General features: G+C 74.3%; 12 protein-coding genes and 1 pseudogene. 10 read left to right on the top strand and 3 right to left on the bottom strand.

All coding sequences use genetic code 11. The features are described from left to right. The first annotated feature begins 134 nt into the window (after positions 1 to 134). A complete protein-coding gene (gene msrA, locus HH311_RS17265) occupies positions 135 to 665 on the top strand; it encodes a peptide-methionine (S)-S-oxide reductase MsrA (protein WP_169184904.1) in 531 nt (176 codons plus the stop codon). Positions 666 to 727: 62 nt separating this feature from the next. On the opposite strand, the gene HH311_RS17260 is transcribed toward msrA, so the two are convergent. Then, on the bottom strand, positions 728 to 1,855 hold the full coding sequence (locus HH311_RS17260; protein WP_169184903.1) for an LLM class flavin-dependent oxidoreductase: 1,128 nt from the start codon (positions 1,853 to 1,855) through the stop codon (positions 728 to 730). Between the two features lie 357 nt (positions 1,856 to 2,212). Between HH311_RS17260 and HH311_RS17255 the strand changes: the two genes are divergently transcribed. The 7 genes and pseudogenes from HH311_RS17255 (at position 2,213) to HH311_RS17230 (ending at position 10,607) form a co-directional block, all read left to right on the top strand. Beyond that, positions 2,213 to 2,944 carry a GNAT family N-acetyltransferase gene (locus tag HH311_RS17255; RefSeq protein ID WP_169184902.1) on the top strand — a complete coding sequence of 244 codons (732 nt, stop codon included), beginning with the start codon at positions 2,213 to 2,215 and terminating at the stop codon, positions 2,942 to 2,944. Between the two features lie 17 nt (positions 2,945 to 2,961). Further along, positions 2,962 to 4,128: an LLM class flavin-dependent oxidoreductase gene (locus tag HH311_RS17250; protein ID WP_211190381.1), complete on the top strand. Its 1,167-nt coding sequence runs from the start codon at positions 2,962 to 2,964 to the stop codon at positions 4,126 to 4,128. Positions 4,129 to 4,143: 15 nt separating this feature from the next. Continuing rightward, positions 4,144 to 5,523, top strand: a complete 1,380-nt coding sequence (locus HH311_RS17245; protein ID WP_169184900.1) for an NtaA/DmoA family FMN-dependent monooxygenase — start codon at positions 4,144 to 4,146, stop codon at positions 5,521 to 5,523. Next, on the top strand, positions 5,524 to 6,888 hold the full coding sequence (locus HH311_RS17240; RefSeq protein ID WP_169184899.1) for a PLP-dependent cysteine synthase family protein: 1,365 nt from the start codon (positions 5,524 to 5,526) through the stop codon (positions 6,886 to 6,888). Positions 6,889 to 7,141: 253 nt separating this feature from the next. Continuing rightward, a pseudogene (locus tag HH311_RS33740) lies at positions 7,142 to 7,756 on the top strand (DUF6777 domain-containing protein); the annotation flags it as partial. Between the two features lie 52 nt (positions 7,757 to 7,808). Next, entirely contained in the window at positions 7,809 to 8,753 is a 945-nt protein-coding gene (locus tag HH311_RS17235) for a hypothetical protein (RefSeq protein WP_169184898.1), read from the top strand. A gap of 312 nt (positions 8,754 to 9,065) precedes the next feature. Further along, entirely contained in the window at positions 9,066 to 10,607 is a 1,542-nt protein-coding gene (locus HH311_RS17230) for a DUF6777 domain-containing protein (protein WP_169184897.1), read from the top strand. Between the two features lie 64 nt (positions 10,608 to 10,671). On the opposite strand, the gene HH311_RS17225 is transcribed toward HH311_RS17230, so the two are convergent. Continuing rightward, on the bottom strand, positions 10,672 to 11,634 hold the full coding sequence (locus HH311_RS17225; RefSeq protein WP_169184896.1) for a GlxA family transcriptional regulator: 963 nt from the start codon (positions 11,632 to 11,634) through the stop codon (positions 10,672 to 10,674). A gap of 162 nt (positions 11,635 to 11,796) precedes the next feature. Between HH311_RS17225 and HH311_RS17220 the strand changes: the two genes are divergently transcribed. Beyond that, positions 11,797 to 12,990: an MFS transporter gene (locus HH311_RS17220; RefSeq protein ID WP_169184929.1), complete on the top strand. Its 1,194-nt coding sequence runs from the start codon at positions 11,797 to 11,799 to the stop codon at positions 12,988 to 12,990. A 32-nt stretch (positions 12,991 to 13,022) separates the two neighbouring features. On the opposite strand, the gene HH311_RS17215 is transcribed toward HH311_RS17220, so the two are convergent. Then, the gene (locus HH311_RS17215; RefSeq protein ID WP_169184895.1) at positions 13,023 to 13,580 is read right to left on the bottom strand and encodes a TetR/AcrR family transcriptional regulator; all 558 of its coding nucleotides are present in this window, start codon (positions 13,578 to 13,580) and stop codon (positions 13,023 to 13,025) included. A 92-nt stretch (positions 13,581 to 13,672) separates the two neighbouring features. Here HH311_RS17215 and HH311_RS17210 point away from each other — a divergent pair, with 92 nt between their 5' ends. Then, positions 13,673 to 14,581 carry an NmrA family NAD(P)-binding protein gene (locus HH311_RS17210; protein ID WP_169184894.1) on the top strand — a complete coding sequence of 303 codons (909 nt, stop codon included), beginning with the start codon at positions 13,673 to 13,675 and terminating at the stop codon, positions 14,579 to 14,581. The last annotated feature ends 42 nt before the right edge of the window (positions 14,582 to 14,623 follow it).

Here is a 14,623-nt window from a genome sequence, read left to right as displayed (position 1 = left end):
CCTTCGGCTCGTGAGCAGAAAGTGTCGCTATACCGACACTTTCTGCTCACGAGCGCGCAGCGCACCTCAGGAACGTCTCGGGACCCGCCGGCGTTGCACAGGACGTCCGCCCAGCACCGAAGGAGGACCAACACATGGCTCCCAACAACGCCGTTCAGGCTGAGACGGCGATCCTCGCCGGCGGCTGCTTCTGGGGCGCCCAGGAGCTGCTGCGCCACAAGCCGGGCGTGATCTCGACCCGCGTCGGCTACAGCGGCGGGGACACCCCCAACGCGACCTACCGCAACCACGGCGACCACGCCGAGGCGGTCGAGGTCGTCTTCGACCCGTCGACGATCTCCTTCCGCGACATCCTGGAGTTCTTCTTCCAGATCCACGACCCGTCGACGAAGAACCGCCAGGGCAACGACGTCGGCCGCAGCTACCGCTCGGCGATCTACTACACCTCCGACGAGCAGCGTCGCGTCGCCCTCAACACGATCGCCGACGTCGACGCCTCCGGCCTGTGGCCGGGCAAGGTCGTCACCGAGGTGGAGCCGGCCGGCGACTTCTGGGAGGCCGAGCCGGAGCACCAGGACTATCTGCAGCGGATCCCCTACGGCTACACCTGCCACTTCCCGCGTCCGGGATGGGTGCTGCCGAAGCGGGCCACGCAGAACGCCTGACCCACCGCCGCAGCACGCACACGACGGCGCCGTCCCCGGCCGGGGGCGGCGCCGTCCGCGTCTCAGCCCCAGGCCTGGGCGAGCAGCTCGTGGCTGCGGACCCGGTCGGCGGGATCGGTCGTGATGGTGGTAACCAGCAGCTCGTCGGCGCCGGTGGCCTTGACCAGGATCTCCAGGTCGTCGCGCACCGTGGTCGGCGACCCGACGAACTGGGTGTCGACCCGGTCGGCCACCCCCGCCCGCTCGGCGTCGGTCCACGCCCGCGCCCGCGCCTGCTCCGGGGTGACGTAGGGCTGCGCACCGCGGCCGGTGCGGATGTCGAGCACCCACTGGCCGTACGGGGCGGCGAGCTCCCGGGCCGCGTCGTCGGTGGGGGCGACGACGACGTCGGCCGACACCATGACGTGCGGGCGGTCCAGACCGGGGGACGGCACGAAGGCCGCGCGGTAGGCCGCCACCGTCTCCAGCACCGTCGTCGGGAGCGTGTGGTAGTTGACCGCGAACGGCAGCCCGAGCGCGCCCGCGGTCTGCGCGCTGACGCCGGGACTCGAGCCGAGCAGCCACACCTGGAGGTCGGCGCCCTCGGCGGGCATCGCGTGGATCGGGGTGCCGTCGGCGCGGGTCGCCGTGCCCTCGAGATAGGAGACGATCTCGCGGACCTGGGCGGCGTGGTCCGGGGCGTCGCCGCTGACGCCCATGCGCTCGGCGAGGGTGCCGAACCCGGAGAAGTCCGCGCCCGGCACCCGCCCCGGGGCGGGGATGAGCAGGCCGTCGACGTGGCGCGACGGCGGCGGGGGCGGCGCGTCGGCCGGTGGCGCCGAGCGCGCCCGGAGCATCGCGAGGATCTTGTGGATGTCGAAGCGGCCGAGCCCCAGGTCGACCCGGTCTGGGAAGACGGCCGCGACCGTGCCGAACTGCTCGGCGATCTGCAGCGGCGGCGTCATCGGCATCTGCACCGCACCGGAGCCGACGCGGATCGTGCTGGTCGCGCTCGCGACGAGACCGACGAGCACCGGGGTCGACGACGAGGCGACCCCGGGGGTCAGGTGGTGCTCGGCGACCCAGTAGCGGCGGTAGCCCGCCGCCTCGGCGGCGCGGGCCAGCTCGAGGGTGTGGCGCAGCGCGTCGGCGGCCGTGCCGCCGGGCGGGACGGGCGCGAGGTCGAGGACGGACAGCGGGACGGCGGGCACGGCGGGGCCTCCGGGGGCGAACGGTCGGGACGGGGTGCTCCCGAACAGACCGCGCTCGCCGTGCGCACCAGGTCGACGTGCCGGCGGTGGGTGCCGAGGAAGCCCGCGCGCATCCGCCACCTCCGCTCGCCCGGCCGTCACTCCGTGCCTACCCCGAAGGGGCGCCCCCGGGCAAGCGCTGGTGCGGCCACGGCCACACCTCGCGGACACGGGCGCGGAGCACACCGCGTGGTTACGGTGGAGGGGTGATCCCGGCCCTGGTACTCGTCGCGCGCCGCTGGCTCGACGGTCGCGGCGCGCCCTCGGGGCTGTAGGCCGCCTCTCCCGTCGTCCACGTACCGACAGGGAGGACCCCGGGTGAACGCACCCAGCGCCACCGCACTCGACGAGCCCGTCCGGGCCGCGCTCGACGGTCCCCACGCGCACCTCGCCGTCCGCCACGGACGTGCCGTGCGCTACCACCCGGACGTCGCGCCGTTCCTCGCCCCGCCTCGCGACGAGGCCGAGTGGGCCGACGCCGTCGCGCTCGCCGGGGCCGGCGGGGTCGTCGTCGTGCGCTCCCCCGCACCGCTCGACGTGCCGCCGGACTGGGAGATCGCCCGCGACCTGCCGGGGGTCCAGATGGTGCTCGGCGACGACGTGCCCACCCCGGCGGATCCCGACCTCGACGTCCTCGGCGCCCCCGACGTCGACGCGATGCTCGCGCTCGTCGGGCGCACGCAGCCCGGCCCGTTCGCCCGCCGCACCCACGAGCTGGGCACCTACCTCGGCGTCCACGACGACCTCGCCGGGCTCGTCGCGATGGCCGGCGAGCGGCTCCGCGTGCCCGGCGGCACCGAGATCAGCGCGGTCTGCACCGACGCGGCCGCCCGCGGCCGCGGCCTCGCGACGAGGTTGGTGCTGGCCGTCGCCGCGGGTATCCGGTCCCGCGGCGAGCTCCCGTTCCTGCACGCCTCCGCCACCAACACGACCGCGATCCGGCTCTACGAGGAGCTCGGTTTCGTCCTGCGGGCCGAGCCGGCCTTCGTCGCGGTCCGCGCGCCGTCCCACGTCGTCGAACCGGCCCTCACCGAGGAGACCTCCGCATGACACCTCCGCTTCCTGCGATGGCGCCCTTCCACCTGGCGATCGCCCTCGACGGGACCGGCTGGCACCCCGCGTCGTGGCGGGAGCCCGGCGCGCGTCCCGCCGACCAGTTCGGTGCCGACTTCTGGGTCGAGCAGGTCCGCGAGGCCGAGAACGGCCTGGCGACGTTCGTGACGATCGAGGACGGCTTCACCGCGGCCCGCGTCCCCGGCGACGAGGGCCGCTCCGACCGCGCGCAGGGCCGCCTCGACGCCACGCTGATCGCTCAGCGGGTCGGCCCGACGACCGAGCACGTGGGGATCGTCCCGACGGTCGTCGCCACCCACACCGAGCCGTTCCACGTGTCCACCCAGATCGCGACGCTGGACTGGGTCACCTCCGGGCGGGCGGGCGAGCGGATCAAGGTGTCGACGGGCGACGCGGAGTACGCGCTGTTCGGGCGCCGGCAGCCCGGCACCGAGAGCCGCGACGCGCTGTTCGACGAGGCCGCCGACCACGTCGAGGTGCAGCGGCGGCTCTGGGACTCCTGGGAGGACGACGCGGAGATCCGCGACGTCGCGACCGGCCGGTTCGTCGACCGCGACAAGCTCCACTACATCGACTTCGTCGGGACGCACTTCGCCGTCCGGGGCCCCTCGATCACCCCGCGCCCGCCGCAGGGCCAGCCGGTCGTCACCGCGCTCGCCCACGTCGACACCGCCTACCGCCTCGCCGCGCGGGCGGCCGACGTCGTGTTCACGACGCCGGACGGCACCGGTCGCGACGGCCCCACCGGCGACGCGGCGACGACGCTGGCCGCGGCGCGCGCCGCGGAGCGCGAGGTCGGGCGCACCGGTGAGCCGCTCGTCGTCGTCGGGGACCTGCTCGTCCTGCTCGACGACGATGCCGCGGGGGCCCGCGCCCAGCTCTCGCGGCTCGACGCCGTCGCCCCGCTGCGCAGCGACGCCGCCGTGCTCGCCGGCTCGGTCACCGACGTCGCGGACACCCTCGAGTCGTGGGCCGCGGCCGGCCTCACCGGCGCCCGCCTGCGCCCCGCGGTCGCCACCAACGACCTGCCCCGCATCACCCGGGAGCTCGCGCCCGAGCTCGCCCGCCGCGGGCTGACCCGCGGCGCCTGGGGCGAGCCCGGGTCGCTGCGCGACCTGCTCGGACTCCCCCGCCCCGCCGACCGCTACGCGCACGCGTGAGAGGAGGGCTCTCCCATGAAGCCCCGTAAACGGATCCACCTCGCCGCGCACTTCCCCGGCGTGAACAACACGACGGTCTGGGGCGACCCGGCGTCGGGCAGCCACATCGCGTTCTCCTCGTTCCGCCACTTCGCGCAGACCGCCGAGCGCGCCAAGTTCGACTTCCTGTTCCTGGCCGAGGGCCTGCGCCTCCGCGAGCAGGGCGGCAGGATCTACGACCTCGACGTCATGGGCCGCCCGGACAACGTCTCCATCCTCATGGCGCTCGCCGCGGTGACCGACCGGATCGGCCTCGCCGGCACCGTCAACTCGACGTTCAACGAGCCGCTCGACGTCGCCCGCAAGCTCGCCACGCTCGACCACCTCTCGGCCGGGCGCGCGGCCTGGAACGTCGTGACCAGCTGGGACGAGTTCACCGGCGAGAACTTCCGCCGCGGCGGCTACCTGCCCAAGGACAAGCGCTACCTGCGCGCGCAGGAGATGCTCTCGACCGCGCAGGCGCTGTGGGACTCGTGGGACTCCGACGGGATCGTCGCCGACCCGGCGTCCGGAGAGTTCCTGCGCCGCCCCGACGAGGGCGCCTTCGAGATCCACTCCGACCAGTTCGACATCGCCGGGCGCTTCCCGCTGCCGCGCAGCCCCCAGGGCCGGCCGGTGATCATCCAGGCCGGGGACTCCGAGGAGGGCCGTGAGTTCGCCGCGCACAGCGCCGACGCGATCTTCACCCGGCACGCCGAGTTCACCGCAGGCCAGGAGTTCTACGCCGACGTGAAGGCCCGCCTGGCCCGGTTCGGGCGCCGCCACGAGGACCTCAAGATTCTCCCGGCGGCGACGTTCGTCCTCGGCGACACCGAGTCCGAGGCCGCGGAGAACGCCCGGCAGGTGCAGTACCAGCAGGTCGGCCCGCAGACGGCGATCGCGTTCGCCGAGCAGGTGTGGAACCTCGACCTCTCCGACGTCGACCCCGACGGGCCGGTGCCCTCGTTCGACCCGAAGACCGAGGACGACGTCGACTCGGGCGGCCACATCTCCAAGGGCCGCGCGAGCGTGCGGATGTACCGCGACCCGGTGGCGACCGCGAACGAGTGGCGCGAGCTCGGCGAGGCGGAGGGGCTGTCGCTGCGCGAGGTGGTGATCCGCAAGAACGGGCGGCACACCTTCGTCGGCACCCCGCAGCGGGTCGCGGACACGATCGACCGGTTCGTGCAGGAGGACGCCTCCGACGGCTTCGTGCTCGTCCCGCACATCACGCCGGGCGGCATGGACGCGTTCGCGGACCAGGTGGTGCCGCTGCTGCAGGAGAAGGGCTCGTTCCGCACCGAGTACGAGGGGACGACGCTGCGGGAGCACCTCGGGCTCGCGCCGTTGCGTTCAGATGCGCTGGCGCAGTCGTAGATGACCGCCCCGGATCGGCGGTCCGCAGAGTCCCTGCTCGGCCTGGTCGGCGGCACCCCGCTGGTGCGGCTCGCCCGTGCCGCGCCGGCCGCCGAGGTCCACGCGAAGCTGGAGTACCTCAACCCGGGCGGGTCGGTGAAGGACCGCGCGGCGCTGGCGATGGTGCTCGACGCGGAGGAGTCCGGGGCGCTGCGCCCGGGCGGCACGGTCGTCGAGGGCACCTCGGGCAACACCGGGCTCGGGCTCGCGCAGGTCGCCGCGGCCCGGGGCTACCGGTCACTGTTCGTGCTGCCGGACAAGACCGCGGTGGAGAAGCTCGACGCGCTGCGCGCGTACGGCGCGGAGGTGGTGCTGACACCCTCGGCGCTGCCGCGGGAACACCCGGACCACGTGATCAACTACGCGACGCGGCTGGCGAAGGAGACCGACGGCGGCTGGCTCGCCGACCAGTACGGCAACCCCGCCAACCCCGAGATCCACCGCCGCACCACCGGCCCCGAGATCTGGGAGGCGACCGGCGGGCGGATCACCCACCTCGTGTCGACGATCGGGACCGGCGGGACGATCACCGGGACCGGCTCCTACCTGCGCGAGGTGTCGGGCGGGCGGGTCGAGATCGTGGGCGCCGATCCGGTGACCAGCCGGTACGGCGGCGGGGACGGATCGCCGTTCGCGGTGGAGGCCGCGGGGCACTATCTGCACCCGGAGACCGCCGAGGACGTCTTCCCCGACGTCTACCGCCGCGAGGTCGTCGACCGGATCGAGACGATCGGCGACCGGGAGTCCATCCTCACCGCGCGCGGACTGGCCCGGACCGAGGGCCTGCTCGTGGGCGGCTCGTCGGGGACGGCGGCGGCCGCGGCCCTGCGGGTCGCGCGCGAGGCGGGACCGGACGCCGTCGTCGTCGCGATCCTCCCCGACTCCGGGCGCGCGTACCTCTCGAAGTACCACTCGGAGACGTGGCTGCGCCGGCAGGGCTTCCTCGACGACGACCGGCCGGGCACGTTGGCCCCGCTCGTCTCGCCGGTGGTGAGCGTCCCGACCGGGACGTCGGTGGGCGAGGCGCGGGCGGCGCTCGAGGCGTCCGGGCAGGCGGCGCTCCCGGTGGTGCTGGCCGGCCGGTCGGACCGCTTCCCGCCGGCGGCCGGGGAGGTGCTGGCGCTGCTGTCGATGTCCGACCTGCGCGGCGTGTCCTCGGAACCGGTGCCGGTGCCGGCGACGCCGCCGGTGGGGGTCGGCACCGGGGAGACGGCGGCGGAGGCGCTGGCGCGGCTGGGTCCCGACGTCGAGGCGGTGCACCTGGTGCGGGATGCGCGGTTGGCGGGCGTGCTCTCCCTGGGTGCGCTTCGCGCTCGTGAGCACTAAATGTCGCTATAGCGACATTTAGTGCTCACAAGCGCGGAGCGCACCTACTCGGTAGGAATTGAGCCGCCGAGTGGACTCTCAAGGCTGCGCCGACAGCCATGGAGGTCCACTGAACGGGTCCTCACCCCTGTAGGGAGATCCCCACCGCTGCTCGGGGGCGCGCACGATCGTTCCGAACCACCCACCACGACAGGCTCCTCCCATCACGGAATCGGGGTCACCGAGGCCCCTCCGACACCCAGAGGAGCCTTCGATGACCACGTTCGACCCGCGCACCGTCAATTCCGGCAATTACTCCGGTCCGCAGTTCGGGACCCCGAACTTTCCCGGCCGGCAGTTCCCGGGCCCCGTTCCACCGCCACCCTCGCGACCCACCCGCAAGAAGCCGTTCGCGGCGAAGCTCGTCGCGGGCCTCGTCGCCGCCGGACTCGTCGTCGGCGGCGCCGGCACCTGGTTGGCGTTCTCCAGCTCGTCCGCGGAGGCCGCCGTGCAGTCCACATCGTTCGCCGGGGACAACCCCACGACGTCGCCCTTCGGCACCGACGCTCCGCAGGTCGCGGCCGTCTCGGCCACCGGCCCGCAGGCCGGCGACACCAAGGGTCTCTACGCCGCCACCGACCCGGCCTCGTGCAACACCGCCGACTTCCTCGCCCAACTCCAGGCGGACCCGAACAAGCTCGCGGCTTTCGGTGGTGTGTTCGACCTCGGCGCCGACGCCGTCCCGGGCTTCATCAGCAGCCTCTCCCCGGTCGTCCTGCGCGCGGCCACGTCGGTGACGGACCACCCGTTCGTCGACGGCGCCTTCGACGCTCGGACTGCTGTGCTCGCCCCGGGCACCGCAGTCCTCGTCGACCACCGCGGCGTGCCCGCCGTGAAGTGCTTCAACGGCAACCCGCTGACCGCCGGACCCGAGGCCGCCGGTGCCGTCACCGTCATCCCCACCGCCCAGGAGATCGCCACCTTCTCCTTCACCAGCGTCGACAACACTCGCGTCGTCGTCACCCCCCGCCCCGAAGCCCGACCCCGAAGCCCTCGAGAAGGCCGCCAAGGAGGCCGCCGCGAAGGCTGCGACGTCACGGGCGCAGGCCGACACCGCCAGGTCGCAGGCCGCGACGTTCGAGGCCCAGGCCGCGGCCCTCCGTGCGCAGGCCCAGAGCGCCGACGCCAATGCCGCTGCGGCGGCCGCGAACCTGAAGGCGGCCGACAACGCGGTCGCGAAGGCGCAGAAGGACCTGCAGGACGCCGAGAACGCCAACCCACCGATGCCTCAGTGGTTCATCAACTCCCTGAAGCACGACCTCTCCCTGCGCCTCAACGAGCAGAACACCGCGCTGCACGTCAAGGGGATCGCCGACCTCAAGGCCAAGGACGCCCGCCAGAAGTCGGACGACGCGGACAAGAAGGCCGCGGACGCCGACAAACTGGCCAAGGAGCTCGAGGAGCAGGCCAAGAAGGACGCGGACGAGGCGAAGAAGGCCCAGGAGGCCGCCGGGAAGGAGAAGCCCGAGCTCAGGAACGGGCAGGCGGAGAAGACCAAGGTCGACCCGACCACCATCGACCCGAACGGTCGGACCCCGATCACGGGCACGACCGGCACCAGCTCCATCCCCTGCGGTGCGGTGGCCGACTCGGCGACCACGAAGGAGTGCACCGTCCCGTCGGGCTCGGCGGACACCGCGACCGGCACCACGCCGGTCACGGGCAGCGGGTCGACGACGGCCGGCGGGTCCACCTCGACGGGGACGTCCTCGACGGGGACCGGCTCCACGAGCGGCAGCTCGACGAACTCCGGCTCCACGAGCTCCGGCTCGACGTCCTCGACCGGCGGCTCGCAGACCGGCGCGAAGGAGGGCACCGACACGTGACCTGACCGCCCCGGACGCTCGGCCCCACGTCGTGGAGCCGAGCGTCTCGGCGTGCGCGGGCAGGGAGAACCCCGCGGGGCGTCACGGGTCAGGGAGCGCTCGCCGTCGTCGTCCGATCAGCAGGGCGTCCGCTCGCGGTCGTTGCCCGCCGGCGCCCGCTCCCGGTAGGGAGAACCCCCGGTCGATCGGCGGGTCGTCCCCGCCCTGCTCGGGGGCGCACACGATCGTTGCGCGGCCCCGATCGCGACAGGCTTCTCCCATCACCGAGCGGGCCGGACCGAGGCCCACCGGGACCCCACCGAGGAGCTTCCGATGACCTTCGACCCGCGCACCGTCCAGCCCACCCACCCCGGCCAGTACGGCACCCCCACCGTCCCCGGCCAGAAGTTCGCGGGCTCCGCCCCACCGCCGCTCTCCCGACCGAGGACCAAGCGCCCGCTGGCCGGCAAGATCGTCGCCGGCGTCGTCGCCGCCGGTCTCGTCGTCGGCGGCGCCGCCACGTGGTTCGCGCTGACCGGCTCGCCCGCCGAGGCCGCCGTCCAGTCGACCTCGTTCGCCGGCGCCAACCCCACGACCGTCCCGTTCGGGGTCGACGCCCCGCAGGTCGCCGCCGTGGCCGCCACCGGCCCGCAGGCCGGCGACACCACCGGCCTCTACGCCGCGACCACCCCGCCGGCCTGCACCACCGCCGACTTCCTCACCCAGCTCCAGGCCGACCCGGCCAAGCTCGCCGCGTTCGGCGGGGTCTACGGGATCGGCGCCGACGACGTCCCGGCCTTCGTCGACAGCCTCGCCCCGGTGGTGCTCCGCGCGAACACCTCGGTCACCGACCACCCGTACTCCGACGGCGCCTTCGTCCCCCAGCCCGCGATCCTCGCCGCCGGCACCGCGGTGCTGGTCAACAGCTACGGCGAGCCCACCGTGAAGTGCTTCAACGGCAACCCGCTCACCGCCGGCCCGCAGGCCGCGGACGCGATCACCGTCGTGCCGACCGCCCAGGTCATCACCAACTACTCGTTCACCACCATCGACAACACCCGCGTCGTCGTCATCCCCGGCAAGCCCGACCCCAAGCCGCACCCCGGCCCGAACCCCACGACCACCCCGCAGCCCGACCCCGAGCTCGTCAAGAAGGCCGAGGAGGCCAAGGCCACCGCCGAGAAGGCGCGCGCCGAGGCCACCGCCGCCCGCGAGAAGGCCGACGCCGCCAAGACCGCCGCCACGATCGCGCAGACCAACCTGAACCAGGCCGAGCAGGACCTCGCCCGGGCGATCGCCGACGGCGCGAACCCCACGGTCATCAACGAGCTGACCAAGGTCCGCGACCAGGCCAAGCAGGACCTGGAGACCAAGCAGAACCAGGCCAAGTACGCCGACGCCGCGGCCACCAGCGCCGAGGGCACCGCCGACCAGGCCGACAGGAACGCCAAGGAGGCGAAGGACAAGGCCGACGCCTCGGCCAAGGCCCAGGACACGAAGCACCAGAGCACCAAGGACCAGGACACGAAGGACGAGACCCCCAAGGACAAGCCCGCCGTCCAGGACGCGGGGCAGGCCCCGGCCCAGGGCCAGGAGAAGACCCAGGACCAGCAGGTCCAGAAGCCGGTGCAGGTCCAGAAGCCCGCCACGGTCACGCCGGTCTGCCCGAAGGTCGTCACCGAGGCGACCGCGACCGCCACCTGCCCGGCCACCGTCTCCGCCGACACCGCCCAGAAGGCCCCGGCCGGCCAGGGCACCACGGGCACCGGCAAGGACGAGACCGGGACCGGCTCGACGAAGGGCACCGACTCGACCGGCAAGTCCTCCTCCGGCTCGGACACCAAGACCGAGAGCAAGGAGGGCACCGACAAGTGACCTGATCCCCGAACCCAGCCACGAACGCCCGGCCCCTCAGCAAGGGCCGGGCGTTCGTGCGTGCTCAGGCCGACGACGCGGCCCACCGCCGCCGGTAGGCCAGCGGCGACACCCCGAGGGTGGCGCCGAGGTGGGCACGCAGCGACGAGGCGCTCCCCAGCCCGGCCGCGCTCGCCACCCGGTCCACCGGCAGCGTCGTCGTCTCCAACAGGTGCCGGGCGTGCGCGAGCCGCTGGGCGAGCAGCCACGCCGCCGGCGACCGGCCGGTCTCGGCCCGGAAGCGGCGGGTGAAGGTCCGCACGCTCATCGAGCACACCGCGGCCAGGTCCGCGACGGCGACCGGCTCGGCGAGGTGCTCGAGGGCCCAGGTCCGGGCCGCCGCGGTGCCGCCCTCGGCCCGGCCCTCCGGCACCGGCGCCGCGATGAACTGGGCCTGCCCGCCGTCGCGCCAGGGGGCGACGACGGCGTGGCGCGCGACCGCGTTCGCGACGTCGCTGCCGTGGTCGCGGCGCAGCACGTGCAGGCACAGGTCGATGCCGGCGGCCAGGCCGGCCGAGGTGAGCAGGTCGCCGTCGTCGACGAAGAGCACGTCCTCGTCGAGCTCGACCGCGGGGAAGAGCCGGCGGAAGTCCGCGGCGCGGGCCCAGTGGGTCGTCGCGCGGCGCCCGTCGAGGCGGCCGGCGGCGGCCAGGACGAACGCCCCGGTGCAGATCGACATCCAGCGGGCGTGGTCCGGGACCAGGGCGAGCGCCTCGGCGACGGCCGGCGGCAGGACACCGTCCCGCCGGACGGGCACGCAGTGGGTGCCGGGCACGATCACGGTGTCGGCCTCGGCGAGGGCCTCCGGCCCGTGGTCGAGCTGCAGCGCGTACCCGCTGGTGACGCGGACCGTGGGCTCGACGCCGCAGACGCGGACGTCGTAGAGCGGCTCGTCGTCGCGGCGGGCCTCCCCGAGGATCTGCGAGGCGATCGGCAGGTCGAACCCGACCACCTCGTCGAGGGCGAGGACGGCCACCCGGTGCGTCATGGCCCGATCCTGGCACATCTCGGCGGTCCGGCCACTGGTTCGACGACGCCCCCGCCCCCACGATGATCTCCCGTGTCCACGACCGCGTCGCCCACGCCGACGCTGCTGCGCCGCTCGAACACCTGGCCCTGGGCCGTCGCCGCCACCGCGTTCGTCTCCCTCATGTGCGCCGCCGGGTTCCGGGCCGCACCCGGGGTGCTCATCGACCCGCTGCACATGGAGTTCGGCTGGTCGCACGGCGAGATCTCCGCCGCGGTGTCGGTCAACCTCGTGCTCAACGGCGTGATCTCCCCCTTCGCGGCCGCGCTCATGGAGCGCTTCGGGATGCGCCGGGTGGTCAGCGGCGGGCTGCTGCTGGTGGCGGCGGGCAGCGGGCTGACGGTCTTCGTCGACGCGCCGTGGCAGCTGGTGATGCTGTGGGGCGTCTGCATCGGCGTCGGGACCGGGGCGACCGCGCTGGCCTTCGTCGCGACGGTGACCGGGCGCTGGTTCGTGAGCCACCGCGGCCTGGTCAGCGGGGTGCTCACCGCGGCGCAGTCGGCCGGCGGGCTGGTGTTCCTCCCGCTCATGGCGTGGCTGGCGACGTCGCACGGGTGGCGGCCCGCCTCCCTCGTCGTCACGGCCGGGGCGCTGCTCGTGGTTCCGCTGGTGCTGTTCGTGCTGCGGGACCACCCGAGCGACGTCGGTACGGTCGCGCTCGGCGCCGACCCCGCCGCCCCGGCCCCCGTCGCGACCCGGCCGGCGGGCGGCGCCGTCCGGCACGCGCTCGCGGTGCTCCGCGAGGCCTCCCGCACCCGGGTGTTCTGGCTGCTCGCGGGGAGCTTCGCGATCTGCGGCGCGACGACCGTCGGGCTGGTCAACACCCATTTCGTGCCCGCGGCGCACGACCACGGGATGCCGGAGACGACGGCGGCCGGGCTGCTCGCCGTCGTCGGGATCTTCGACGTGGCCGGGACCGTCGCGTCGGGCTGGTTCACCGACCGGATCGACCCGCGGAAGCTGCTGGTCGCCTACTACCTGCTGCGGGGCGCCTCGCTGGTGGTCCTGCCGATCCTGCTCGGACCGGCCGCGACGCCCCCGATCTGGGCGTTCATCGTCTTCTACGGGCTGGACTGGGTCGCGACGGTGCCGCCCACCGTGACCCTCGCCCGCGAGCACTTCGGAGAGAAGGCGCCCGTGGTGTTCGGGTGGGTGTTCGCCTCGCACCAGGTGGGCTCGGCGATCGCCGCGGTGGGCGCGGGGGTGCTGCGCGACACCACCGGCTCGTACACCTCGGCCTGGCTGACCGCGGGGAGCCTCTGCGCGCTCGCCGCCGTCCTCGCCCTGCTGATCCCCAGGTGGGCTTCGCCCTCGTGAGCACTAGATGTCGGTATAGCGACACTTGGTGCTCACGAGGCGAAGCCACCCAGCGACAGGCGCAGGAGCCGCCGGGCCGCGTCGGGGTCGCCCTCGCACGCGAGCGAGAGCGCGTTCGTGAGCGCGAGCAGATCGTCGGTCGTCGCCTCCGCGCGCAGCTGACCGGCCTCGCGGGCCCGCACGACGAGGCCGCCGGCCGCGTCGTGCATCAGGCCGTGGCAGGTGTCCTCCTCGGCGATGTGGCCGTCCGGTCCGGCGAGCAGGGCCGTCGCGACGCCGCGCGTGGTGGCCGAGTAGACGGCGAGCTCCTCGAGCCAGGTGGCGAGCCCCTCGCGGGGGTCAGGAGCGTCGAGCAGCTCCTCCGCCCGGCGGCAGAGGCGCACCACGCCCTCGTGGAACACCGCGTCGAGCAGTGCACGCCGGCCCGGGAAGTGCCGGTGCAGCGTCGCCGAGCCGACCCCGGCCCGCCGGGCGATCTCCTCGAGCGAGGCGCCGGCGCCGTCGCGGGCGATCACCGCCTCCGCCGCCACCAGCAGGCGCTCCCGGTTGCGCCGCCCGTCCGCGCGACGGGGACCGGTGGGGGCCGCCACGTCCACCTCCTCGCTCGACAACCGGGGGACCACCCCATATGGTAGCGACCACCAAACGGGGTGGTCCCCCGTTTCGTGGCGAGGAGACGGACATGGCGGGATTCGTGCTGGTCACCGGGGCGACGGGGCAGCAGGGCGGAGCGACGGCGCGTGCCCTGCTCACCGCGGGCACCCCGGTCCACGCCCTCGTCCGCGACCCGGACGCGCCGCGGGCGAAGGACCTCGCCACGCTCGGCGCCACCCTCGTCGTCGGGAACCTGGACGACCCGGACTCGCTCGCCCGCGCCGCCGCCGGGGCGCGCGGTGTGTTCTCGGTGCAGACCCCCGACCTCGCCGACCTCATGGGCGACGCCGAGCTCCGCCACGCGCAGAACCTCGCCGCGGCGGCGCGGACGGCGGGCGTCGCGCAGGTGGTGCACACCTCGGTGTCCGGCGCCGCGCGCTCCGAGCCGATCGACGAGGCGCGGTGGGGCGCGTTCATGGGCCACTACTGGCGCAGCAAGGCCGCGGCGGAAGAGGCGGCGCGCGACGCGGGGGCCGCGTCCACGACGATCCTGCGGCCCAGCACGTTCATGGAGAACTTCGTGCGGCCGTCGTTCTACTTCGCCGACGGGACCTCGGACCACCTGCTGGTCGCGATGGACCTCGACGTCGCCCAGCCGTTCGTCGCCGTCGCCGACATCGGCGCCGCGGCGGCCGCCGCCTTCGCCGACCCGGTCCGGTTCGACGGCGTCGAGCTCGAACTGGCGGGCGACCTGCTGACCTTCCGGCAGGCGGCCGCCGTCCTCTCCGAGGTCCTCGGCACGACGATCACCGTGCCGCAGAGCCCGGCCCAGGCGCGGGCGGACGGCCTGCCCGACCACTTCGCGGTCTCCCAGCAGCTCATGAGCGAGCACCCGGCGCCCGCCCGGCCCGGGGACGCCCGGGCGCTGGGCCTCCCGACGACGTCGTTCGCCTCCTGGGCGAGTGCGACGCTCGGAGCCGCGGCGTCGTCCGTGTGAGCGACACGACCTCGACTTTTCGTCGCGGTCGTCGTGGGGCAC

The sequence above is a fragment of the Actinomycetospora sp. TBRC 11914 genome (assembly GCF_012933465.1).
Lineage (GTDB): Bacteria > Actinomycetota > Actinomycetes > Mycobacteriales > Pseudonocardiaceae > Actinomycetospora.
Note: the sequence above shows the minus strand (reverse complement) of the source record. Positions and strands in the feature narration are given on the sequence as shown.

Coding starts and splice junctions, on each gene's coding strand:
- HH311_RS17250 (WP_211190381.1), top strand. CDS start 2,962: ATGGCGCCCTTCCACCTGGCGATCGCCCTCGACGGGACCGGCTGGCAC.
- HH311_RS17240 (WP_169184899.1), top strand. CDS start 5,524: ATGACCGCCCCGGATCGGCGGTCCGCAGAGTCCCTGCTCGGCCTGGTC.
- HH311_RS17225 (WP_169184896.1), bottom strand. CDS start 11,634: ATGACGCACCGGGTGGCCGTCCTCGCCCTCGACGAGGTGGTCGGGTTC.
- msrA (WP_169184904.1), top strand. CDS start 135: ATGGCTCCCAACAACGCCGTTCAGGCTGAGACGGCGATCCTCGCCGGC.
- HH311_RS17230 (WP_169184897.1), top strand. CDS start 9,066: ATGACCTTCGACCCGCGCACCGTCCAGCCCACCCACCCCGGCCAGTAC.
- HH311_RS17245 (WP_169184900.1), top strand. CDS start 4,144: ATGAAGCCCCGTAAACGGATCCACCTCGCCGCGCACTTCCCCGGCGTG.
- HH311_RS17220 (WP_169184929.1), top strand. CDS start 11,797: ATGTGCGCCGCCGGGTTCCGGGCCGCACCCGGGGTGCTCATCGACCCG.
- HH311_RS17210 (WP_169184894.1), top strand. CDS start 13,673: ATGGCGGGATTCGTGCTGGTCACCGGGGCGACGGGGCAGCAGGGCGGA.